The organism is Amycolatopsis sp. NBC_00348 (assembly GCF_036114655.1).
Classification (GTDB): Bacteria; Actinomycetota; Actinomycetes; order Mycobacteriales; family Pseudonocardiaceae; genus Amycolatopsis.
The window spans coordinates 2,371,738-2,394,296 of record NZ_CP107994.1 but is presented as its reverse complement, the minus strand read 5'-3'; the positions used below and the strand labels follow the sequence as shown (position 1 = coordinate 2,394,296).

General features: G+C 72.8%; 18 protein-coding genes. 4 read left to right on the top strand and 14 right to left on the bottom strand.

All coding sequences use genetic code 11. The features are described from left to right. Positions 1–11: 11 nt before the first annotated feature. From OHS58_RS10810 to OHS58_RS10785, 6 genes are all read right to left on the bottom strand, one after another. Positions 12–590 (bottom strand): YbaB/EbfC family nucleoid-associated protein, encoded by a 579-nt coding sequence (locus OHS58_RS10810; RefSeq protein ID WP_328648120.1) that lies wholly within the window; start codon positions 588–590, stop codon positions 12–14. After that, a complete protein-coding gene (locus OHS58_RS10805) occupies positions 587–931 on the bottom strand; it encodes a type VII secretion target (RefSeq protein ID WP_328648119.1) in 345 nt (114 codons plus the stop codon). Before OHS58_RS10805 ends, OHS58_RS10810 begins: the two co-directional genes overlap by 4 nt. Before the next feature lie 4 nt (positions 932–935). Beyond that, on the bottom strand, positions 936–3,014 hold the full coding sequence (locus tag OHS58_RS10800; protein ID WP_328648118.1) for a hypothetical protein: 2,079 nt from the start codon (positions 3,012–3,014) through the stop codon (positions 936–938). A gap of 8 nt (positions 3,015–3,022) precedes the next feature. Then, the gene (locus OHS58_RS10795; RefSeq protein ID WP_326949980.1) at positions 3,023–3,493 is read right to left on the bottom strand and encodes a hypothetical protein; all 471 of its coding nucleotides are present in this window, start codon (positions 3,491–3,493) and stop codon (positions 3,023–3,025) included. A gap of 19 nt (positions 3,494–3,512) precedes the next feature. Beyond that, positions 3,513–4,355 (bottom strand): ESX secretion-associated protein EspG, encoded by an 843-nt coding sequence (locus OHS58_RS10790; RefSeq protein WP_247052200.1) that lies wholly within the window; start codon positions 4,353–4,355, stop codon positions 3,513–3,515. Between the two features lie 182 nt (positions 4,356–4,537). Then, positions 4,538–5,461, bottom strand: a complete 924-nt coding sequence (locus OHS58_RS10785; protein ID WP_328648117.1) for a ketopantoate reductase family protein — start codon at positions 5,459–5,461, stop codon at positions 4,538–4,540. A gap of 375 nt (positions 5,462–5,836) precedes the next feature. Here OHS58_RS10785 and OHS58_RS10780 point away from each other — a divergent pair, with 375 nt between their 5' ends. Beyond that, the gene (locus OHS58_RS10780) at positions 5,837–6,748 is read left to right on the top strand and encodes a hypothetical protein (RefSeq protein WP_328648116.1); all 912 of its coding nucleotides are present in this window, start codon (positions 5,837–5,839) and stop codon (positions 6,746–6,748) included. On the opposite strand, the gene OHS58_RS10775 is transcribed toward OHS58_RS10780, so the two are convergent. The 5 genes from OHS58_RS10775 to OHS58_RS10755 form a co-directional block, all read right to left on the bottom strand. Next, the gene (locus OHS58_RS10775) at positions 6,705–7,427 is read right to left on the bottom strand and encodes a flavin reductase family protein (protein ID WP_328648115.1); all 723 of its coding nucleotides are present in this window, start codon (positions 7,425–7,427) and stop codon (positions 6,705–6,707) included. The two genes, OHS58_RS10780 and OHS58_RS10775, sit on opposite strands and share 44 nt — an antisense overlap. A gap of 134 nt (positions 7,428–7,561) precedes the next feature. Beyond that, positions 7,562–8,380: an FAD binding domain-containing protein gene (locus OHS58_RS10770; RefSeq protein ID WP_328648114.1), complete on the bottom strand. Its 819-nt coding sequence runs from the start codon at positions 8,378–8,380 to the stop codon at positions 7,562–7,564. Then, positions 8,377–8,847, bottom strand: a complete 471-nt coding sequence (locus OHS58_RS10765; RefSeq protein WP_328648113.1) for a (2Fe-2S)-binding protein — start codon at positions 8,845–8,847, stop codon at positions 8,377–8,379. The genes OHS58_RS10770 and OHS58_RS10765 overlap by 4 nt, the downstream gene beginning before the upstream one ends. Next, positions 8,844–11,108, bottom strand: coding sequence for a xanthine dehydrogenase family protein molybdopterin-binding subunit (locus OHS58_RS10760; protein WP_328648112.1), 2,265 nt, complete (start codon positions 11,106–11,108; stop codon positions 8,844–8,846). The genes OHS58_RS10765 and OHS58_RS10760 overlap by 4 nt, the downstream gene beginning before the upstream one ends. A gap of 66 nt (positions 11,109–11,174) precedes the next feature. Further along, positions 11,175–11,936, bottom strand: a complete 762-nt coding sequence (locus OHS58_RS10755) for a sulfite exporter TauE/SafE family protein (protein ID WP_328648111.1) — start codon at positions 11,934–11,936, stop codon at positions 11,175–11,177. Between the two features lie 245 nt (positions 11,937–12,181). Here OHS58_RS10755 and OHS58_RS10750 point away from each other — a divergent pair, with 245 nt between their 5' ends. Both OHS58_RS10750 and OHS58_RS10745 read left to right on the top strand, forming a co-directional pair. Then, positions 12,182–15,334 carry a discoidin domain-containing protein gene (locus OHS58_RS10750; RefSeq protein ID WP_328648110.1) on the top strand — a complete coding sequence of 1,051 codons (3,153 nt, stop codon included), beginning with the start codon at positions 12,182–12,184 and terminating at the stop codon, positions 15,332–15,334. Positions 15,335–15,398: 64 nt separating this feature from the next. Next, a complete protein-coding gene (locus OHS58_RS10745; RefSeq protein ID WP_328648109.1) occupies positions 15,399–16,406 on the top strand; it encodes a LacI family DNA-binding transcriptional regulator in 1,008 nt (335 codons plus the stop codon). A 47-nt stretch (positions 16,407–16,453) separates the two neighbouring features. Here the strand turns inward: OHS58_RS10745 and OHS58_RS10740 are convergent, their stop codons facing one another. Both OHS58_RS10740 and OHS58_RS10735 read right to left on the bottom strand, forming a co-directional pair. Continuing rightward, entirely contained in the window at positions 16,454–16,606 is a 153-nt protein-coding gene (locus OHS58_RS10740; RefSeq protein ID WP_328648108.1) for a hypothetical protein, read from the bottom strand. Continuing rightward, positions 16,603–18,309, bottom strand: a complete 1,707-nt coding sequence (locus tag OHS58_RS10735) for a discoidin domain-containing protein (RefSeq protein WP_442875528.1) — start codon at positions 18,307–18,309, stop codon at positions 16,603–16,605. Before OHS58_RS10735 ends, OHS58_RS10740 begins: the two co-directional genes overlap by 4 nt. A 496-nt stretch (positions 18,310–18,805) precedes the next feature. On the opposite strand from OHS58_RS10735, the gene OHS58_RS10730 reads away from it, so the two are divergent. After that, positions 18,806–21,019, top strand: a complete 2,214-nt coding sequence (locus OHS58_RS10730) for a discoidin domain-containing protein (protein ID WP_328648106.1) — start codon at positions 18,806–18,808, stop codon at positions 21,017–21,019. Between the two features lie 48 nt (positions 21,020–21,067). Here the strand turns inward: OHS58_RS10730 and OHS58_RS10725 are convergent, their stop codons facing one another. Further along, positions 21,068–22,558 (bottom strand): FAD-dependent monooxygenase, encoded by a 1,491-nt coding sequence (locus tag OHS58_RS10725; protein WP_328648105.1) that lies wholly within the window; start codon positions 22,556–22,558, stop codon positions 21,068–21,070. Position 22,559 lies beyond the last annotated feature (1 nt).

The following is a 22,559-nucleotide window of genomic DNA, read 5'->3' as shown; positions in this document are numbered from 1 at the left end:
GGCGAATCAGTTCACCACGGGTTGTTGTCCTGCTCGTCCGGGTCGGCGCCCGGCCGGCGGCCCGGCGGCGGCGCGGCCTGCGGGCCCGGCGGCGCCGGCGGGGTGCCGGTGCCGCCGGCCGCCGGGGCGGGCGGCACGGGCGGCGGGACCGGAGCCGGCGGCGCGGCCGGGTCGTCGGGCTCGTCCGGGTCGGGGAACCGGCCGCGGAGCGAGTCGAGCATGAGCGTGCGGGTGTCGCGGTCCTCGTCGCCGAGGTTCTCGGCCATCACGCCGGCCACGCGCTCGGCGATGCCGGACTGCGCGCGGCGCATCGTGGTGAGGATCGCCCGCGACAGCTCTTCGAGGGGGAACGACTTGACCTTGTTCGAGAACGTCAGGTCGGTGACGGTGCCGTCCGCGCCGACGGTGACGCTGACCGCGCCGTCGCCGCTCGTGGCCGTCAGCCGCAGCCGCTCGGTCTCCGCCTGGGCCGCCTGGTAGCGCTCGGCCTTGGCCGCGAACCCGGCCGCCCAGTCGTCCATCCGGCGGATCGTCTCGTCGGGGTCCCGCATCAGGTCCCCGAGCCCGTTCGAGCCGTTCGGGCTCGTCATCGATTCACCCTCGCTTCAGCTTCTCGCGGCGCGGCCGCGAGCTGACGCTCGAACGGCTGCTTGTTGCCCTCTTCACCGTCGCGGTAGGACTGCGCGGCCGTCCGGACGTTGTCCGAAAGGCCCTGCACACCCTCCACCGACGCCTTCAGCGTGTCCTGCGCCTGCTCACCCGTCGGCCGGATGATCGGCGGCAGGAACGCGCACAGCAGCCCGTACGCGTGGTCCGACATCGCCGAGTCGGACGCGGAGACCGCCGTGTTCAGCCGGTCCACCAGGCCGTCGACGTGACTCGCGTGCGCGACCAGGTCGTCCGGTTCGACCTCGAAGCCGCCCGCCGTCATGTGCTCACTTCCAATCCTGGTTCTTCCAGTCGCCGATCACCGGCGGCGCCACGACCTGCTCGCCGTCGAAGAAGTTCGGGTCGTCGTTCTCGACGTAGTCGGCCGACTTGTGTTCCTTGTCGTCTTCCTTCTTGCCGCCCTTGGCACCGGCGCCCATGCCGCCCATGCCCGGGGAGCCCGGCGCCCCGGCCTTGCCGCCGGCCGCCGCGTTGCGCGCCGCCATCGCCTCGGCCTCGGCGGCCGCACCCGACGCGGCGCCGCCGCTGAGGTTGCCCGCCCCGGTGCCGCGCAGGCCCGCGCCGCCGGCCCCGGCACCGCCGGTGCCCGAGCCGCCGATCCCGCCGAGGGACCCGCCCCCGGCGCCGGAACCGCCGCCGATGCCACCAAGGCCACCGAGGCGGCTCGCGATGCTCTCGCCGTTGATCCCGCCGCCGCGGCCGATGGTCGGCATCTTGCCGAGCCCGCCGCTGCCGCCGGAGCCGCCACCCGGGATGCCGTTGCCGCCGAGCCCGCCGCCCGTGGGCAGGCCGGTGATCGGGTCGATGCCGGGCGGGGTGAAGCCGCCGCCCAGGCCGCCGCCGCGGATGCCACCGCTGCCGCCGCCCGGGATGTCGGGCACGGAGAACGACGGCGGGGTGTACCCGCTGCCGCCGCCGGTGCCGCCGCCACCGCCGATGCCCGAGGGGGTGAAGCCGGACGACGACGTCGAGTCGCCGCCGCCGGGGATCGACGAGCCGGGGATGCCCGCGCCGCTGAAGCTGCCGCCGCCGGGGGTCTCCGGCATGTCGAAGTTCGGCGGGGTGAAGCTCCCGCCACCGCCGCCTGACCCGCCCGCGCCGCTGCCCGGGATGCCGCTGCCGGAGAAGCCCGAACCGCCGGTGCCGTCGCCCGGGATGCCGCTGCCGGAGAAGCCGGAACCCCCCGAGCCGGAGCCGCCGCCCGGGATGCCCGCGCCGCCGTACCCGCCGCTGCCGCCCGCTCCGCCGCCGATCGGCCGGCCGGTGGCCGGGTCGATGGGCAGGCCGGTGGCCGGGTCGATCGGGAAGCCGGTGGCCGGGTCGATGGCGGGCGCGCCGTTGGCCGAAGCGGCCGGGAGGCGCGCCAGCGACGGGTCGGTGCTGCCGTTCGGGTCCAGCTGCCCGTTGGGGAGCGTGCGGCCCATCAGGCCCTGCGACGACCCGCCCGACGACTGGGGCGTACCCAGGGTGCGCGCGCTCGCCGTCGCGGTGGGCAGCTTCGGCGGAGCCGGGAACTTCGGCGTCGCGACCGCGCCGGCGATGGTCTGGTCGTACTGGGTCATGATCTGCGCCGCGTGCTCGCGCGCGACCTGCTGCGCCCGGTAGGTCTGGATCGCCTCGCCGGCCGCCGACGCGTACTGCACCGGGTCGGTCATCGACTGCAGCTTCTGGTTGGTGGCCTGCAGGTCGAACTGCACCGGCGGGTTCGCGCCCATCTGCCGCTGCGTCTCGTTGAGCGCCTGGGAGTGGATCTCCTGCTGGCGGCCGGCGAGCGTCGCGCCCTGCGCGGTCGCGCCCAGCCACTTGCCGACGCCGGCGAGGTGCTCGCGGACGGCGTCACCGGCGTCGCCCTGCCAGTTGCTCGTGCTCGCGGTGATCGAGTCGGCCAGGTTCTTCTGGTGGGTGCCGAGGTCGTTGCCGACCTGCACCCACTCCTCCGACGTCTCCGCGACGGTCGCCGGGTTGGCGTCCAGCGTGATGGCGTCGTTCATCTGCTCGTGACTGGCGTTGCTCCACAGCATGTGCGGCGGCTCGCCGGTCTCGCGCATGGACAGGCCCTCGTCGAGCCCGTTCTTCGAGTTGTCCAGGTGCTGCTGGTACAGCTCCTGGATCTTCTGGTCGCGCAGTACCGGGTCGACGGCCGGGCCGAGCCAGCCGGCCCGGATCTCGTCGTCGATCTGCTGGGTGGCCATCTCGCGGATCTCGTCGCCCGAGGGCGTGTCGTCGGTCTTCAGCGGCCCGACGTAGTACTTCGACGACGAGTCCGCCGTCGGGTCGTACAGCGGGCTGCGCCGGTTGTAGTCCGGGGACGACGGGTCCGACACGGACTCGGCGGTGGGTGCCACGGTCTCCCTCAGCTCTGGTCGGCGGACGGGAGTGCGACGAGCGTGGCCCGTGTCTCCTCTTCCCGCGTCTTGTAGTTCTGCTTCGCCAGCTTGATCGCTTCGATGTAGGTCGGGAACTCCTGCCGCGCGGCCTGCAGCTGGGTGACCAGGCCGTGGTCGTCGGCCGCGGTGTTCACCATGTGGCCGGAGACCCACAGGCCGACCGCGGTCCGGCTGAGCGCCGGCTTGTCGTGCAGGCGCTGCAGCGCCGACCAGCGCGCTTCCAGCGACTCGAGCACGCCTTCGAGCGACTCGATCAGCCGGTTGCCGGTGGTGTCGTCGACCGCGAAGCTGCCGCTCTCGGCGAGCCGCTTCAGCTGGGCGCCGGCGAGGCCGACGCGGACCGCGGACATCGCCTGCAGCTGCGGGGTCTCCGCGGCCTGGAACTGCTGGGTCGCTTGCAGCGCGTCGGTGGTCGCCGCCGTCACTTCGTCGGTCATCAGGAGGGTTCCTTCCCGGTCAGTAGACCGCAGCGATCGCGTCGCGGATGGCGCGGGCCAGCTCGGCGCGGCCCGCGGGCACGTACTCGGCCGTCAGCTCGCCGGCGTCGCCGCTCTTGGTGCGCACGAGGTAGCGGCCGTCGGCGGTGTCCAGCCAGCTCAGCGGGTCGCCCGCGAGCCGTTCGCCGCGACGGCTCTGCGCGGTGACGGCGATGTGACCGCCGCCGAGGCGCGGTTCGGCGAGCACGCGCTCCAGCACGGCGACGTCGGACGTCGGCCGGGCCGGTGGGCGGCGGCCCGGCCGCACCACGGCCTTGACCTCGATCATGCCGAAAGCGTCGGTCTCTTCTTCGTCGAACTCCGCGTCGGCGCGCCGCTTGGCCGTCATCGCCGAGACCTCGCGGCCGGCGGCGCGGTGCACGACGTGCCTGCCGGTCGTCGCGGCGGGCGCCGGGGGCAGCACGCCGGTGACGACCTCGACCAGGTCCTCGTCCGCGAAGAGCGAGAACAGCAGCTCGTCGGTGTCCGGGGCCTGGGTGATGCCGAGCGCCTGCGCGCCGTCGGTGACCACGAGGACGGCGACGTCGGCACCGAGGCCGTCGATCCCGCTCACCGCGACCGACACGCGCGGGCTGGCCAGCAGCTCGAAAGCCGTGCGCACACCCGGGTGCAGCTCACCCGACACCGAAAGACGCCGCTCCTCGAGCGCGTCGTAGACCTGCCGGGCGACGTGGACGAACCGCACCGGATCGGCCGGGAGGTACCCGGCCCGCAGTGGGTACCGCCGGACATCGCCACCGGTCGCCTGCCCGACCACCAGGGCTTCCACGACCTCGAGGACGAACTCGAACCTGTCCGCCATTTCCCCTCGCCTGATTCCACTCAGTCAACCGCAAACGCCGGACATCCAAGACGTCAAACCTTCAAGCAAGTTCCCTTACGAAGAGTAGCAGTGCCGCATGATCGCGGTTCGGCACCGCCACCCGGATGCCCGAAAGACCACGATCCCTGTCCTGGGCGGGCAAGGGGCCCACAGTGGCCGTATCACCCGATGCGGTGGTTGTGCACGCGGAGCTGCAGAGTGATGAGATCCAGCAGGGGCACGGAAACGCCCAGCTCACGGGCACGCGCGGTGAGATCGCCGAAGATCTGGTCTCCCTCGACCGAGTGACCGCCGAGAAGGTCGCGATACAGCGAAGAACCACCCGTTCCGGGGTCGGCCACCGTTCGGCGTGTCGCCGCCAGATCCGCGGCGGGCACGGGATATCCGGCGGCTTCGGCGACGGCCGCGGCCTCCGCCACGACGGCCTCGGCGAACGCCGTGCCGCCGGGCACCGCGACGACGTCGCCGGTCGTGCCGCGCATCAGGCTGTTCACCCCGCCGATCGACGCGATGAACACCCACTTCGCCCACATGGCCCCGGTGATCGCGTCGTCGCGGGCCGCCGGGAAGCCCGCGCCGGTCAGCGCCGCGTCCACGTCGGACAATCGCGGCGGGACGGGTTCGACGCGCGCGCCGTAGGTCAGGTTCTGCAGCGGCCCGAGCCGCCGGATGTCGCCGTCGTCGTCCACCGTGGTCACGACTTTCGCGACACCGCCCAGAACCGCGGCGTCGCCGAAGCGCGCGGCGAGGGCGTCGATGTGCGCCATCCCGTTGAGGAACGGCAGAATCAGCGTTCCCGGGCCGACCGCGGGCGCGAAATCGTCGATGGCGCTCGTCAGCGCGGTGGCCTTCACCGCGAGCAGCACGAGGTCGTAGGTTTCGTCCAGGGCCCCGGTTTCCACCAGCGGCGGGTCGAGCACGGTCTCTTCGCCGAGCCCGACGATCCGCAGCCCGCGCTGCCGCAGCAGCTTCGCCCGCCCGGGCCGGACGAGGAACGTCACGTCCCGGCCCGCCTGCAGCAGCCGGCCACCGAAGTACCCGCCGGTCGCACCGGCACCCACCACCAGGATCCGCACGTCGTCCACGCCCACGACGCTACGCCGCGCGGGTACCGGGCCGCCGCCGTCCCGACGGGTGACCGGCGGTGGGTCTCGCCACACCGCTCCCCCGCGGCCCGGCCGGTCGGCACCCGCGTGCCGACCGGTCGACGCGCCTCGCGAGTGCGGTGATCCGGCCCGCCGCACCGGTTCCCGCGGCCGGGCAATTCGCTTCGCCACGCGAACCGCGCCGGACCCCGTAAACCGCAGTCGCGGACCCAGCCGAGCCCGGATTCCGCGACAGTGACCCGCTGTCACCACGCAACGCGTCGGCGCGACGGCCACAGCGTCCCCACAGCAAGACACAGCGAACGGACAGGTGGAATCCGCTGCCGACCGGGCCCCGCGAGGCGTTGACCAGGCATGGGAAGACCGATCCGGGACCTGGGCCTCGCCGCCGCGCTCGCCGCGACCCTGCTCGTGGCGGCCTGCGGCCAGGTGGTCACGACCGCCGCGCAGAGCACCACGACGGCCCCGGACCCGCCGCAGGACACCGAGGTCGGGCCACCGGCGCCGAGCACCACCGCGGTCCCCTACCCCGACCTCACCGGCGTCGCCGGCGGGGTCGCGGACGCCGTCACCGCCACCTCGCGCGGGACCGATGTCGGGTTCGTCCTCTTCGACCGGGAGTCCGGAAAGGAGCTGGCCTCGCTGGACCGCGACACGCCGTACTACACGGCTTCGGTGGTGAAGCTGCTGATCGCCATCGACGAGGTGCGCGGCACCGACGGCGGCTGGGCGCTCCCCGACGCCGGCACGGTCGACGACCTGACCGACATGCTCGCCGGCAGCGACGACGCGATCGCGTCGGAACTCTGGGAACGCAACGGCGGCAACGAGATCGTCACCCGCACCGCGGGCCTGATCGGCCTCACGCACACAACGCCGCCGGCCGACCCGACCCAGTGGGGCATGGCGAAGACGAGCGCCGCCGACGTCGTCGCGACCTACGAGTTCCTCGAGGACACCGTGCCCGACGACGTCGCGCAGCCGCTGCTCACCGCGCTCGGTGACGCCCGCAACCCCGCCGACGACGGCTGGGACCAGTACTTCGGCATCCCCGACGGGCTGCCCGGGACGTCCTGGCAGGTCAAGCAGGGCTGGATGATCCTGCGCGACGCCCTGGTCCTGAACACCACGGGTGTCGTCAACGACCGCTACGTCGTCGTGCTGCTGACCCAGCAGCCGCCGGTCGGCTCGGCGAAGGGCCGCGCCGCCGTGACCGCGGGGATCACGACGCTCGCTCCCCTGCTGAAGCAGCTGAGCGCGACGTGACGTCACGAGCGCGGTCGATGTCCGGGCCGCGGTAGAGCCGTTCCGGGATCCGGGCCAGCGTCGACGGGTGGACCTGCGGGCCGAGGCCGTAGAGCTTCTGGAAGCTCATGATGAGCGGCCGCCAGGCGTCCGGGTCGATGCGGTCGTCGCCGCCGGGCAGGCGGATGTCGTCGTGCACGAACACGCGCTGCACCCGCACCTCGATCGCGACGATCCCGCCGCGCTGCCGCTCGTCGGCGTCCGCGACCGGGTGCACGGCCTCGACGACCGCCTCCATCGCCACCGGGCATTCGGCGACGCGCGGCGGCGCCACGGTCTCCGACGCCACCGGCGTCAGCCCGGCCCGTTCGAACTTCTCCGCGAGGTGGAAGTAGCCGCGCTGCTGCTTCCCGGGCGGCACGGGGTCCGAGCCGGTGGTCATGGCGAGCCGGTCGACGTGCGCCGCGAGCGCGTCGGAGGGCAGGTTGAGCACGCATTCGCGGGTGCGCAGCAGGTTGTGGGTGGTGTGCGAGCGCGCGCTGAGCCCGAGCATCGCGCGCCAGCCGAGCCAGAACGCCGACGACATCGGGGCGAGGTTGGCCGAGCCGTCCTCATTGGAGCTGGAGATCAGCACCACGGGGGTGCCGAAGTAGAGGATTCCGGGCTCGATGGCTGAATGCGCAAGGGTTTCCGTCTTCACGCCGTCCATCCTCGCGCCCGGCCCGGTCCCCTCGCTGGCGGGAATCGGCCGTCGCGATCACCCACGCCCGAAGTCCGTGAATGCCACATTCACGGACACTGTGTCCCTCGATGTGGCATTCACGGACTTGACCGTCAGGAGCGGCGCGCAGCTTGAGTGAGGGCGCGGCGGGTGAGGACGCGCGCGAGGTGGCGGCGGTACTCCGCCGTCGCGTGCGGCTCGTCCGGCGGGTTCGTGTCCTCCGCCGCCAGGGCCGCCGCGTCCTCGATGGACGCGCCGGACGCCAACGCCGCTTCGGTCGCCGACGCGCGCAGCGGGACGCCGGCCATGTTGACCAGGCCCACCTTGCCGCCGACCACGGCCACGCCGACCATCGCCCAGTCGAGCGCGCGGCGGGTGAACTTCTCGAAGCCCCAGCCGAGACCCGTCTGACGCGGCAGCCGGATCTCCGTCAGCAGCTCGTCCGGCTCCAGCGGCGTCGTGAACGGGCCGAGGAAGAACTCCGACGCCGGGATCCGGCGCTCGCCCGCCGGGCCGCGCGCGACCAGCACGGCGTCCGACGCCAGGATCGCCGCCGGGAGGTCGGCCGCGGAGTCGGCGTGCACCAGGGAACCGCCGAGGGTGCCGCGGTGGCGGACCTGGCGGTCGCCCACCTCCCCCGACGCGTGCGCCAGCAGCGGCGCGTGCTCCCGCAGCACCGGGTCCTGCTCCAGGTCGCTGTAGCGCGTGAGGGCGCCGATGACGACGTCGCCGCCGTCCAGCCGGACGTAGCGCAGCTCGTCGACCGGCCCGATGTCCACCAGGTACTCCGGCGCGGCCAGCCGCAGCTTCATCAGCGGCAGCAGGGAATGCCCGCCGGCCAGGACCTTGGCGTCGTCGCGGTGCTCGGCCAGCCGGGCCAGCGCCTCGTCCACTGTGGACACGCGCTCGTAGCGGAACTCGGCGGGGATCACCGGTCCACCTCCTGACCCGAAGCGTCCATCACGGAGCTGACGATGTTGTGGTAACCCGTGCAGCGGCACAGGTTCCCTTCCAGCCCGACGCGCACCTCGTCACGCGTCGGCTTCGGGTTGTCCGCGAGCAGCGACACCGACGCCATGATCATCCCCGGGGTGCAGAACCCGCACTGCAGGCCGTGCTGCTCCCGGAACGCCCGCTGCACCGGGTGCAGCTCGCCGTCCGCGCCGGCCAGTCCTTCGACGGTGGTGACGGCGTGGCCGTCGGCCTGCGCGGCCAGCACCGTGCACGACTTGACCGACTCGCCGTCCAGCAGCACCGTGCAGGCGCCGCACGACGTCGTGTCGCAGCCGATGTTCGTGCCGGTGAACCCGGCCGTGTCGCGCAGGAAGTGCACCAGCAGCGTCCGGTCCGGCACCTCCTCGGCCACCGGCCGTCCGTTGACCTCGATCGAGACCTTCACCGTTCGTTCTCCTTGCGCGCGTCTTCGATAGCGGCCCAGACCCGGATCGGGGTCGTGGGCATGTCCAGGTGCCGGACGCCGCGCGTGGCCAGCGCGTCGACCACGGCGTTGTGCACCGCCGGCGTCGAGCCGATCGTCGCCGCCTCGCCGATCCCCTTGACGCCCAGCAGGTTCCGGTCGGTCGGGGTGGCCATGTCGACGAGCTCGAAGTCCGGCAGCTCGACGGCCGTGATGAACGAGTAGTCCGCCAGCGTCGCGGTGGTCGGGTTGGCGTCCTCGTCGTAGGTGACGACCTCCATGAGCGCCTGCGCGGCGCCCTGGCCGAGCCCGCCGTGGCGCTGGCCGCGGAAGGTCAGCGGGTTGACGATCGGGCCGGCGTCGTCGACGGCGATGATCCGCCGCAGCACGACCTTGCCGGTCTCGGTGTCGACCTCGACGACGGCGAGGTGCGCGCCGAACGGGAACGTCGGCTTGCCGCCGCCGAACCAGACGTCCGCGGTGAGCTTGCCGTCCCCGGCCGTTTCGGCGACCTGCGCCCAGCTGAGCACCGCGCTCGACGGCGCGCCGCGGACCTGCCAGACGCCGCGCTCGACGTCCAGCTCCAGGTCGTCGGCCGACGCTTCCAGCAGGTCGGCCGCCAGTTCGCGGGCCTCGGCGATCACCTCGTCGGCCGCCTGCCGGATGGCGGACCCGCCGAGCTGCAGCGAGCGGGAGCCGAACGTGCCGATCGCCTTGGGCACCTCGTCGGTGTCGCCGTGGCGGACCGTGATCTTCTCCAGCGGCACACCCAGGCGGTCCGACAGCAGCATCGCCAGCGACGTGCCGAGGCCCTGCCCGTGCGGCGAGCTGCCGGTCCAGGCGACGACCGAGCCGTCCGGGTGGATGTCGACGCGGCCGCTCTCGCCACCCGCGTCACCGCCGGTGATCTCGACGTACGCGGCGATCCCGAGACCCAGCTCGACCTGGTCGCCCGCCTCCCGCCGACGCTGCTGCTCGGCGCGGAGCTCGGCGTAGCCGCCCGCTTCGAGCACCTTGTCCAGCGCCGTCGCGTACTCACCCGAGTCGTAGGACGCGCCGGTCGGCGTCTGGTACGGGAACTCTTCGGGCCGGATGAAGTTGACCCGGCGGACCTCGGCCGGGTCCAGCCCGATCTCGGCGGCGAAGACGTCCATCGCCCGTTCGAGCGCGGCCGTCGCCTCCGGGCGGCCGGCGCCGCGGTAGGCGGCGATCGGGGTGGTGTTGGTGACGACGCCGCGGCTGCGCGTCTCGACCGCGGGGAACCGGTAGACGCCGACGGCCATCAGCTCGGTGAGCGTCGGCAGGAACAGCGTCCGCGGGTAAGCGCCGGCGTCCTGGACGACGTCGAGGCGGTACGCGAGCACCGTGCCGTCGCGCTTGCCGCCGATGGTGACGGTGTTCTGCTGGGCGCGCCCGTGCGTCATCGACGTCAGGTTCTCGCTGCGCGTCTCGATCCAGCGCACCGCGCGGCCGATCCGCTTGGCGGCCCAGCCGAGGACGGTCGCCTCGGGGTCCGCGCCGATCTTCGCACCGAACCCGCCGCCGACGTCCGGGGCGATGACGCGCACCGCCTCCTCGCCGACACCGAGGCTGCCGGCCAGCTGCGACCGGGCGATCTGGGCGTTCTGCGTCGACAGCCACGCGGTGAGCCTGCCGTCCTCGCCCCACACGCACGACGCGCCGCGGACCTCGAGCGGCGCGGGGGCGACGCGCTGGTTGACGATCGTCTGCGTGACGACCGCGTCGCAGCCGTCGAAGAGCGCGTCGTCGAACTCCTCGGCGCCGTGGACCTGCATGACGTTGCTGCCCGTTTCCGGGTACAGCAGCGTTTCCCCGGCCAGCGCGGCGTCGATGGTCGCGACGGCGTCGAGCGGGTCGTAGTCGATGTCGACCAGCTCGGCCGCGTCGGCCAGCTGGTAGCGCTCCTCGGTGAGGACGAGCGCGACGGGTTCACCGACATAACGGACGATTCCGTCGGCCAGCCACGGTTCCTTCACCGGTCCGGCGTCGTGCGGCGCGAGCCCGAGGTCGGCGGCGGTGAACACGCCGAGCACCCCGGGCGCCGCGAGCGCCTCGCTCACATCGATGCCGCCGATCCGCGCGTGCGCGATGGGACTGCGCACGAACACCGCGTGTGCGGCGCCGGAAAGCGCTTCCTCCCGCAGATCGTCGACGTAGGTCCCGCCCGCGGTGATCAGGTTCTGATCTTCTTGGCGGACCACCCTGGTCCCGACAATGCTCATCTGGTCTCCTGCTCGCCGATACCCGCCCGATCATGCCCTCTCCGGCGGCCCGGCGGCAGCATGGATCTAACCGAAGGCCTGCCGGCCGAGGACGACCGCCAGCACGAGCCCGGCGACGCCGATCCCGATCCGCAACGGCGTCGCGGGCAGGTGCCGCACGATCGTCGCGCCGAGCCACGCCCCGCCGAGGGAGCCGAGGCAGACGGCGAGCGCGGCCGTCCAGTCGACCTTGCCGGTCACCGCGAACACGAGCGCGGCGAGCAGGTTCGCCGACCCGGTGACCAGGTTCTTCGCCGCGTTGGTCCGGGCCAGCGGCTGGCTCCACACCGACACCAGCAGCGCCAGCATGAGCACGCCCGCGGCGGCGCCGAAGTAGCCGCCGTAGATGCCGATGACGAAGGCGAACGCGCCGGTCACCGGCCTGAGGCCGTGGTGCTCGGCGCCTTCGGCCAGCCGGCGCAGCCGCGGGCCCACCATGAGCACCACCGACGCCCCGCCGATCAGCCACGGCACGATCACGGTGAAGGCGTCGGCCGGCGTCACCAGCAGCACGACGCCACCGACCGCGCCGCCGATCGTGGTGATGACGCAGAGCGGGAGGATCCGCTCGCGCTGCCCGGCGAGCTCGGGCCGCGCCCCGGCGGCCCCGCCCGCGGTGGTCCCGAGCATGGCGACGGTGTTGGTCACGTTCGCGACGACGGGTGGCAGCCCGGCGGCGAGCAGCGCGGGGTAGGACACGAGCGACGCGAGCCCGGCGGTGGCCCCGGTCAGCCCGGCACCGACCCCGGCGAGCACGAGCAGGAGCAGCACCCCGGGGTCCGTGATCACGTTGTCATCTCAGCACGCCCCGGCCCGCGCCCGGCGGTGAGCTTGCTCCCACCGTTCACGTCCGTGAATGCCCCATCCACGGACACTTGGTCCCTCGATGTGGCATTCACGGACTTCCCAGGTCACCCGCGACCGAGCGGCGCGAGTATAGGGCGTTATACGAATTACCTAGGCCTTGTCCGAAACCGGACGAGATCGGCCGCCGGGGTTGCCCGCGGCGGCCGGGCCGTCCCAGAATCGCCGCGATGACAAGGTTGTCAGAGAGCGGAGGCCGGACCATGGGCGAGCTGAACCGGCGACGGGCCCTCGGCCTGCTGGGTGCGGGCAGTGCGGCGGCGGTGCTGGCCTCCGGGCTGCTGCCGGGTGTCGCCGAGGCGGGCCCGGCGGGCGGGGCACCGAAGAGCGGCCCGCCGGACGCCGTCGCGGCGACCTACCTGCGGGTCCTGCTCCGGCACACACGCTGGGCCGAGGCCCAGTTCGACAAGACGGCCGGGATCTACCCGGCCACGGACTTCACCTTCGCCGTCGTCCTGGGCAACGCCCTGCTGCTGACCCGCGACGGCTACGACGCCGCCGTCGCCGGGGTCGACCAGGCCACGCTGAAGACGCACACCCTCGACACGATCAAGCACTTCGCCGCGTCGAACCTGCTCACCGGCGGGACCGAGTGGGGCCGTCGGCTGTTCTTCGACACCACCTTCCAGTCGTACTTCCTGCTCGCCTCGCGTCTGCTGTGGACGGACCTGGACGCGGCCACGCGGGCGAACGTCGAGCGCATCACCACCGAACAGGCCGCCTACACCACCGCGCTGGGCACCAAGGACGACCCGACGTCCGGCGGCTGGACGCCCAACGGCCTGCTCGGCGGGCACGTCGGCGACACCAAGCTCGAGGAGATGGGCGTCTACGCGCAGTCCCTCGCCCCGGCCCTCGCCTGGGCCCCCGGTGACGCCCGCGCCGCCGCCTGGCGGGACGCCTTCGGGTCGTGGAGCCGCAACGAAGGCGGGCTGCCGGCCGCCGACCTGGCCAACCCGCGGCTCGTCGACGGTCACCCGATCAACGCGAACACCGCGACCAACCTCTACGACACGTTCCTCGTCGAGAACCACGGCTCCTTCGGTCCGCACTACCAGGAGGAGCTGTGGCGCACGTCCGGCCGCAACTCGATGCACTTCCTGCTCGCCGGGAAGCCGCTGCCCGAGGTGCTCACCGCGCAGCCGAACGGCGAACTGCTCTGGCGCACCATGCTGCTGATGACCAGCGACGCCGGCGAGCCGCTGATGCCGATGGTCGCCGACCGCGAGCACCTCTACGGCCGCGACGTCATCCCGCTGGCCTTCCGCGCGCAGGTGCTCGGCGACCGGTACGCCGCCCGCGCCGAGGCCGACCTGGCCGCGCGGCTCGAGCCGTACCAGGCCTACGCGCCCGCCGACCGGATCACGAAGTTCTCCGGCGAACCGAAGTACGAGCCGGAGGCGCGGGCCGAGGTCGCCATCAGCTACCTGCTGCACGAGTGGCGTGCCGCGCACGGCGGCCCGGTCGTCCCGGTGAGCAGGACGGAGTTCGACGCGCACGCCGCCGGCGTCGCCGACTTCGGCGCCGGGCCCGGGCTGCTCGCCCACCGCTCCCCCGCCGCCTGGGCCGCGACGGTGAGCAAGGCCGGGTTCGTCAAGTTCGCCTGGCAGCCCCACCACGACGACTGGCTGTTCGCGCTCGGCGGTGCGACGCCGATGCTGCTGCCCGCGTCGAACCTGGCCGTCCGGGAACGCCACGCCACGACGTGGACGCGCGTCCGGGACGGCTTCGACGGCACCTTCGGCGTGCTGCGCTTCGACACCGGCTACGCCGCGTTCGCCACCCTGCCGACCGGCGCCGCGGTGTACGCGAGCACCGGCATCGGCGGCGGCGAAGGCGCGTTCACCGTCTACAACCTGGCCATGCCCGGCGTTCCCGGGCTCGACGGCGACCGCACCTACACCGCGGCCGAAGGCAAGGTGACGGTGTCCGCGCAGGACGCGCCGGCCGGCGGCCCCCGGACCGACGACCTGAGCTTCGCGCCGGTCACCGCCCGGTTCGTCCGCATGCTCGGCGTCCGCCCGGATCCGGCGTACGGCTATTCGCTGTACGCCTTCGAGGTCCACGACGGCCCCGGCCCGGACCTCGCGCTCGCCGGCACCGCGTCGGCGTCTTCGGCCACCGCGGGCAAAGAGGCGAAATACGCCATCGACGCCAATGCGACCACCCGCTGGGCGGTGTCCACATCGGACCGGCCGCGCGCGGACAGCTGGCTCGCGGTCGACCTCGGCGCGGCGAAGGCGTTCGACCGCGTCGTCCTGAGCTGGGAAGCGGCCGCCGGACGCGGCTACCGCGTCGAGACGTCCCCCGACGGCTCGGTCTGGACGCCGGTGGCGAGCTACCCGAAGCCCGCGCTGAGCAGCACCCGCGGCTGGCTCGACGTCGACGGCCGGGCCGGGCTGGTCGTGTCCGGGCCGAACCCGCTCACCGTCGTCGGCAGCAGCGTCACGCTCTCGGACGGCCCCGCCGCGCCGCTGCTGGCCGAGTTGTACCCCGGCACCGCGGGCCTGGCGAAGCTGGCCGGCCGCGCTCGCGCGAGCACCACCGCGGCCGCCGTCCGCGCGAGCGTCACCGACGGATTCCTCGTGCTGGCCAACCTTTCCGCCGCCGCGGCGGCCGGGACGGCGAACCTCCCGCAGGACCGTTCGGCGCTCGGGCTGTACCGCGGCGAGCAGGTCGTCACCGCGGCGGGCACCGCGTTCACCTTCGCGCTCGCGGCCGCCGAAGGCCGGATCGAACCGCCGCGGTTCACCCTGCGCGGCACGTTCGGCCGCGCGATCCCGACCGGGCTCAAGGCGGTCGTGCGCGACGCCGGCCGGGTCGACCTCACCGCCGCGTCCGGGCTCCCGGTCCTGATCACGGTGGAACCCGACGGCGGCCTCCCGCGGCCGGTCCTGCTGATCCCGGGCCGGACCGTGCCCGTCCTCGTCCCGGAGGTCCGGCCGTACCCGCTGGCCGACCTCGCGCTCGGCGCCGTCACGTTCCCGGCGGAGCCGCTGCCGGCCGGGATGTCCAGTCCGGCCGCGGCGGTCGACGACGACCCGGCCACGGCGTGGCGGCCGGGCCCGGACGGCCGGCTGGTCGTGGATCTCGGTGCGGTACGGCCGGTTTCCGCGGCCGACCTCGCCTGGACGTCCGGTCGCGTCCCGGCCTGCGCCGTCGAAACCAGCACCGACGGCGTCACCTACACGACCGCCGCGAAGCCGGCCCGGAACCGCACGACGACCGTCGCCGTCACCGGTCAGGTGCGCTACCTCGCGGTACGCACGCTCGACTGGCGAAGCGGCGACGCGAGCCTCACGCGGCTGTCCGTCCGGACCTGATCGATTTCCTACGGTGGCCGGGGCGAGTACCTTGGCACCACACAAGGCACCGCCGGGAGGTCGCATGCGCGTCACGATCGCCGAGGTCGCCCGCCGCGCGCGGGTGAGCAAGACGACCGTGTCGAGGGTGCTCAACAATAAGGCCGACGTCGACGCCGCGACCGCGATCCGGGTGCGCGAGGTGATCGCCGCGACCGGCTACATCCCCAGCGCCGGCGCGGTCGGGCTGGCGCGCGGGGTGACCCGCACGGTCGGGATGCTGGTGCCCGGCCTGACCTGGCCGTGGATGGGCGAGGTGCTCCAAGGCGTCGCCGACGTCGTGGAGTCCAAGGGCTACGGCCTGCTGCTGTCGACCGCGAACCGCGGCGCGGACTCCCTGGAGGAGTTCTCGCGGCAGGTGTCGGCGAAGGCGTTCGACGGGCTGCTCCTGGTCGAACCGCCGGACGCGGTGCGGCACCTGCGGGTGCTGCGCGACTCCGGGCTGCCGGTCGTGGTGATCGACGACCGCGGCCGGCGGCCCGCGTTCCCGTCGGTGGGCACGAGCAACCGCCAGGGCGGCGTCGACGCGGCCCGCCACCTCCTCGAAACCGGCCGCACCCGGCTCGCCACCGTGACCGGGCCCCGCGACTTCGGCTGCACGAGCGACCGGCTCAACGGCTTCCGCGACGCCATCCTCGAAGCCGGCCGGAACCTCGACCCGCGGCTGATCATCGAGGGCGACTTCACCAGTGAAAGCGGGGAAGCCGCGATCCTGCAGCTGCTGGAGAGCGGCCCGGGGTTCGACGCGGTCTTCGCGCACAACGACCTCACGGCGGCCGGCGTGCTGAGCGGGCTGCGGAAGGCCGGGCGCGCGGTGCCGGCGGACGTCGCCGTGATCGGCTTCGACGACATCCCCCTCGCGGCGCACACCCAGCCCCCGCTCACGACGGTCCGCCAGCCCCTCCGCGCGATGGGCGAGACGGCGGCCCGGCAGCTGATCGCCCAGCTGGCCGGAGCGCCGTCACCGAGCGCGCCCCTGGTGGTGCCGACAACCCTGGTGATCCGCGAGTCCACGGCCGTCGTGAGTGTTTAGGGCGGTTAGAACCGCCCTAAACACTCACGACAACTTGCACCGAGCGCTCAGGTGACGTTCAGCGCCGCCGACAGCGGGACGTTGCGCGACGAGTCGCCGACCGACACGCGGTACTGGCCCGCGTTGGTCGTCCAGGAGCCCGTCCGGTGGGCGAGGTCCCGTGGGGTGAGCGCCAGCCGCCGCCGGAGCCCGGCTCTCACTGGTAGACCCGCACGTAGTCGATCACCATGTCCTGCGGCAGCACGGTGCCCGCTCCCGGCGGACCGGGGAAGTCACCGCCGATGGCGTTGTTGAGGATCAGGAAGAACGGGTGGTCGTAGACCCACGGCCCGCGCGTGCTCTCCACGGTGTCGCGGTTGATCGTCTCGAACGCGTTGCCGTCGACGTAGAACGTCATGTGCGAGGCGTCCCAGTCGAGGCCGAATTTGTGGAACCCGGCGGCGACGTCCTGGCCGAGGTCCAGCGGCGCGCCGATGCCGCCGGCGCCGTTGTAGGCCGGGGCGTGGATGGTCGAGTAGGCCAGGTTCGGCGACTTCCCGACGTGCTCCATGATGTCGATCTCACCGCAGTTGGGCCACGGCGTGCCGCCGAAGAAGTTGGCGCCCAGCAACCAGAACGCGGGCCATAGCCCCTGCGTACCGGACACCTTGATGTTCGCCTCGACATGGCCGTAGGTGAAGCTGAACTTGCCCGCGGTGTTGATCCGGCCCGAGGTGTACTGGCAGGTGCCGCTGCCGCTGATCGGGTCGACCGGGCACGCCGAGCCCGGCGTCGCCTCGCGGCGGACCTGGATGACCAGGTTGCCGCGGCCGTCCTGCTTGGCGTTGTTGTTGTTCGTGTAGTACTCGAGCTCGTTGTTGACTCCGGCGCCCGTCTCGGCCGTCCACTTGCTCGCGTCCGGGCCGGCGCCCGAAGCGCCGTTGAACTCGTCGCTCCAGACCAGCGTGCCCGGGAAGTGCGGGGCGGGCGGCGCGGGCGGCACGGTGGTCGGGTTGCCGCCGGTGCCGTAGACGTCGAAGCCCCACAGCGAGTAGCCGTAGCCGTTGGACCGCGCGGTGCCGTACATCCGGACGTAGCGGCCGCTGCCGTTGACCGTCAGGGTCTCCTTGAAGCCCTTGCCGGTGGTCGTCGAGTAGAGCGACGTCCAGTTCGCGTTGTCGTTCGACACCTGGATCTGGTACGCGACCGCGAAGGCCGGGTCCCACTGCAGGACGACCTGGTGCACGTTCGCGGTGGCGCCGAGGTCGACGGTGATCCAGCCCGGGTCGACCCAGCCGGTGGTCGCGCTGGTCGCCCAGCGCGTCGCCGGGTCGTGGTCGAACGCCTTCGCCGGGAGGCAGCCGGGGCAGGCGCCGTCGTCCTGGAACGACGAGGCCGAGCCGGACTTGCCGTACGACAGCAGGACGTCGCCGGGCTGGGTGGTGCCGCCCCCGCCGAAGACCTGGAACTCCCACAGCGAGTAGCCGTACTGGGTGGCCCGCTGGGTGCCGGTGAGCCGGACGTACCGGCCGCTGCCGGTGACACTCAGCGTCTGGTTCCCGCCCGTGGCGGTGGTCGTCGAGTACAGCGACGTCCAGGTGGCGCCGTCGGTGGACGCCTGGATCGTGAACGCCTTGGCGTAGGCGGCTTCCCAGTTCACCACGACCTGGGACAGCTGCTGGGTGGACCCGAGGTCGACCTGCAGCCACTGCGGATCGCTGAACGCGCTCGACCAGCGGGTGCCGCCGTCGCCGTCGACCGCGTTCGACGCCGGAGTGCCGACGTTTTCGGTGGACGACGCCGTCACAGGACGGCCTTGGGAGAGCAGGACGGGCGCGGCCTGGGCGGCGGGCGCGCTGATGAGCGCGGCCAGGACCAGGGTGAGGACGGCGAGCACGCCCGAGCGGGCTCGGGGTCGCTTCATGCGTCGGTGCATGGGAAACCTCCACGGGGACCGGCGCCGGGACGTCCTTGCCCCGGCACGGATCGGCTCACGTGGCCTCAGCGCGGGTGTGGGGCCCGCTCTTCGGTACGCTCTTAGTTCAAGATATAAATAAAGAGCGTGAAAATGTCAACGGCGGTGCGCCGGGTGGTCCCGGAACGGCCGGAACACTGGGCCGGGAGAAGGAATCCCGCCCGGAACCTTGACGCTTGCCCGGCGCGGGATGTTAACTGCTCCTCGCTTCGACGGAACCGGTTCCGCGGCCGCCACCTGGATCGATTCCACCCCTTCGGGCTGACTGGTTCGCCGTCTCGCCGCCCGCTTCGCCCCGCTCCCCGGCTCACGGGGCCCGGCGGACGCCCCGGCCGCGGACCCGTCGCACCACCCGGACGCCGGCGCGGGCAGTGGGGCCCGCCCGGCACGCCGCCGCGCCCCGAGCGCGGCCCGCCGGAGTCTCTCCGACCGATCAGGCAGGCAGATGAGATCAACGACGTTCTCCCGGGGACGGCGGTTCCTCGCCGTCTCCACCACCCTCCTCACCGCGTTCGCCACGGCGACCGTCCTCGGTTCCACACCGGCGCAGGCCGCCGCGTGCGGGACCACGAACCTCGCCCAGGGGCGCACCGCGACCGCGTCGTCCACCGAAAACGGCGGCACCCCCGCGTCGAACGCGGTCGACGGGAACACGGGCACCCGCTGGTCCAGCGCGTTCAGCGACCCGCAGTGGCTCCAGGTCGACCTGGGCTCGTCGCAGCAGCTCTGTGACGTGGTGCTGACGTGGGAAGCCGCGTACGCCAAGGCGTTCACCGTCCAGCTCTCGAGCAACGGCACGAGCTGGACCGACGCCTACTCGACCACCACCGGCACTGGCGGCACGCAGACCGTGCCGGTCACCGGCACGGCCCGCTACCTGCGGATCAACGGCACCCAGCGGGCCACCGGGTACGGCTATTCACTGTGGGAGGTGGCGGCCCACGGCACCGGCGGCGGCACCACGATCCCACCGACCGACCCGCGCAACCCGGACCTCGGGCCGAACGTGTCGGTGTTCGACCCGTCGACCCCGGCGTCGACGATCCAGGACCGGCTGACGCAGATCGCGAACCAGCAGCACACCAACCAGTTCGGCGACCAGCGCTACGCCGTGCTGTTCAAGCCGGGCAGCTACAACGCCGACGTCAACCTCGGGTTCTACGAGCAGGTCGCCGGGCTGGGCCTCTCCCCCGACGACGTCAACCTCAACGGCCACGTCCGCGTCGAGGCGGACTGGCTGCAGCAGGGTGACAACCCGGCCAACAAGGGCAACGCGACGCAGAACTTCTGGCGCTCCGCGGAGAACCTGTCGGTGACGCTGCCGGCCGGGCAGGTCGAGCGGTGGGCGGTCGCGCAGGCCGCGCCGTACCGCCGGATGCACCTGAAGGGCAGCCAGATCCAGCTGTGGAACGGCGGTGACGGCTGGGCCAGTGGCGGCCTGATCGCCGACAGCAAGATCGACGGGCAGGCCGTCTCCGGGTCGCAGCAGCAGTTCCTGACCCGCAACAGCGAGCTCGGCAGCTGGGCGGGCGGCGTGTGGAACATGGTGTTCGTCGGCTCGACCGGCACCCCCGCGGCGTCGTTCCCGAACCCGCCGGAGACCGTCGTCAACCAGACGCCGGTGAGCCGGGAGAAGCCGTTCCTCTACGTCGACGGCTCGGGCAGCTACAACGTGTTCGTGCCCGCGCTGCGGCAGAACTCCGTCGGCACCAGCTGGGGCCACGGCGCGCCGGCCGGCTCGTCGATCTCGCTGAGCGAGTTCTACGTGGCCAAGCCGTCCGACTCGGCCGCGACGATCAACGCGGCGCTGGCGGCGGGCAAGAACCTGCTCGTCACCCCGGGGGTGTACCACCTCGACCAGGCGCTGAACGTCACGCGCCCGGACACCGTGGTGCTCGGCCTCGGCCTGGCGACGCTGCAGCCCACCAACGGCACCGCGGCCATCACGGTGTCCGATGTGGACGGCGTGAAGATCGGCGGCCTGCTGATCGACGCCGGTGCGGTGAACTCGCCGGTGCTGATGCAGATCGGGCAGCCGGGCTCGGCCGCGAACCACGCGGCCGACCCGACGTCGCTGCACGACGTGTTCTTCCGGATCGGCGGCGCCGCCGTCGGCCGGGCGACGCAGACGCTGGTGATCAACTCGAACAACGTCATCGGCGACCACATGTGGCTGTGGCGCGGTGATCACTCGAACGGCGTCGGCTGGAACGTCAACACCGCGGCGAACGGCCTGGTCGTCAACGGCGCGAACGTGACGATGTACGGCCTGTTCGTCGAGCACTACCAGCAGTACGAGGTGCTCTGGAACGGCAACGGCGGGCGGACGTACTTCTTCCAGAACGAGATGCCGTACGACCCGCCGGACCAGGCGTCCTGGTCCAGTGGTGGCGGCAGGCAGGGCTGGGCGGCGTACAAGGTGGCCGACTCGGTGACCAGCCACGAGGCCTGGGGGGTGGGCAGTTACTGCTTCTTCCAGACCAACCCGTCCATTGTGGCCAGTCATTCGTTCGAGGTGCCGAACAACAGCGGGGTCCGGTTCCACAACCTGGTCTCGGTCTCGCTCGGCGGCGTGGGCACGATCAGCCACGTCATCAACGACACGGGCGCGGCGGCGAACCAGGCCAACCAGGTGAGCCCGCTGAACAACTACCCGTGACCCGGACCGGCACTTTCACGTGAAAGTGCCGCCCCCAGGTGGTCACTTTCACGTGAAAGTGCCGCCTGAGCCGCGCCGGAGGACAATGGCGACCTCCGGCGCGGTCGGGTCGGGCAGCACCGCGGCGACGTACGCGTCCGGGCGGACCAGCCAGGCCTCGCCCGGGCGCGCGCCCAGCGCCCCGCCCACCGGAATCTCCACCGACCGCACTCCCCCGGCTTCGACGCCCGGTGTTGTCAGCAGCAGGAACCCCTGCCGGGCCAGGTCACGTAACCGTCCACTCGCGACGGTGACGTCCGGCAGCAACACACCCGGCCCGGGCGGCGGCAGCGCGCCGCGCGGCGGGCGTCCGGCGAACGGACGTCGCGGATCCGGCGTCGTCAACGGCGAGTCCGCGTACCAGAACGGTTCGGCGAGCCGTCCCGAGTCGACGTCGGCGTGGACACCCCCGGCCAGGACCCGGGCGCGGTGTTCGCGCCGGGCTTCGTCCTGGGGCACCAGGAAGTCCATCGTCGCCGTCGTCACCTCGGCGTTCTCCACGGCGGCCGCGTGCCGCTCGGTGTGGTAGCTCTCCAGCAGCTCCTCGCCCGCGTGCCCGCGCAGGACCCAGGCCAGCTTCCACGCGGCGTTCTCCGCGTCCGCGACCCCCGAGTTGAGCCCGCGGGCGCCGAACGGCGCGACCAGGTGCGCGCAGTCCCCCGCCAGCAGGACGCGCCCGACGCGCATCCGCTCGACCAGCCGCGTGTGGAACCGGTAGACCGACCGCCACACCACTTCGTACGGCCGGTCGCCGAGGATCGCCCGGATCCGCTTGTCCAGGGCGCCACCGGTTTCCTCGGCGGCGAGGTCGTAGTCGGCGGGGACCTGCCAGTCGACGCGGAACTGCGAGCCGGGGCACGGGTGGATCAGCACTTGGCGGCCCGGGTTCCACGGCGGGTCGAAGTAGAACCGCCGTTCCGCCGCCCAGCCCGGCAGGTCGGCCCGGATGTCGCAGATCAGGAACAGGTCCCGGAAGGACACCCCTTCGAGGCGCTGCCCGAGGGCGCGGCGCACCGCGTCACCGCGCGCACCGGTACACGCGATCGCGTAGTCGGCCTCGATCGTGCGTGGCCCGGCCGCGGTCTCGCAGCGGACTTCGACGCAAGCGCCCTGGGTCAGGCCGGTGACGCGGTGGCCGCGGCGGACGTCGATCAGCGGCTGCTCGGCGATCAGCCCGTCGAGGACCTCCTCGACGCGGGCCTGCGAGAGGTTGACGAACGGCGGCAGCGCGGACCCGCCGTCCGGCAGCTTCAGCGCGAACAGCTCGGTCTCGCGGTGGAAGGTCCGCGCGGTCGTCCAGGTCAGGCCTTCCTCGACGAGACAGCCGGCGCCGAGCGACGCCCAGACGTCAAGGGTGTCCCGTTGCTGGCAGATCGCCTTGGACCCGGCGGGATCGCGCACCGGGTGCTCGTCGAGGAGCACGACCGGCACGCCCCAGCGCGCGAGCAGCAGCGCGGCCGTCTGCCCGACCGGGCCGCTGCCGAGGACGGCGACGGTCATC

Coding starts and splice junctions, on each gene's coding strand:
- OHS58_RS10790 (WP_247052200.1), bottom strand. CDS start 4,355: ATGGCGGACAGGTTCGAGTTCGTCCTCGAGGTCGTGGAAGCCCTGGTG.
- OHS58_RS10760 (WP_328648112.1), bottom strand. CDS start 11,108: ATGAGCATTGTCGGGACCAGGGTGGTCCGCCAAGAAGATCAGAACCTG.
- OHS58_RS10725 (WP_328648105.1), bottom strand. CDS start 22,558: ATGACCGTCGCCGTCCTCGGCAGCGGCCCGGTCGGGCAGACGGCCGCG.
- OHS58_RS10780 (WP_328648116.1), top strand. CDS start 5,837: ATGGGAAGACCGATCCGGGACCTGGGCCTCGCCGCCGCGCTCGCCGCG.
- OHS58_RS10730 (WP_328648106.1), top strand. CDS start 18,806: ATGAGATCAACGACGTTCTCCCGGGGACGGCGGTTCCTCGCCGTCTCC.
- OHS58_RS10735 (WP_442875528.1), bottom strand. CDS start 18,309: ATGAAGCGACCCCGAGCCCGCTCGGGCGTGCTCGCCGTCCTCACCCTG.
- OHS58_RS10745 (WP_328648109.1), top strand. CDS start 15,399: ATGCGCGTCACGATCGCCGAGGTCGCCCGCCGCGCGCGGGTGAGCAAG.
- OHS58_RS10795 (WP_326949980.1), bottom strand. CDS start 3,493: ATGACCGACGAAGTGACGGCGGCGACCACCGACGCGCTGCAAGCGACC.
- OHS58_RS10810 (WP_328648120.1), bottom strand. CDS start 590: ATGACGAGCCCGAACGGCTCGAACGGGCTCGGGGACCTGATGCGGGAC.
- OHS58_RS10805 (WP_328648119.1), bottom strand. CDS start 931: ATGACGGCGGGCGGCTTCGAGGTCGAACCGGACGACCTGGTCGCGCAC.
- OHS58_RS10750 (WP_328648110.1), top strand. CDS start 12,182: ATGACAAGGTTGTCAGAGAGCGGAGGCCGGACCATGGGCGAGCTGAAC.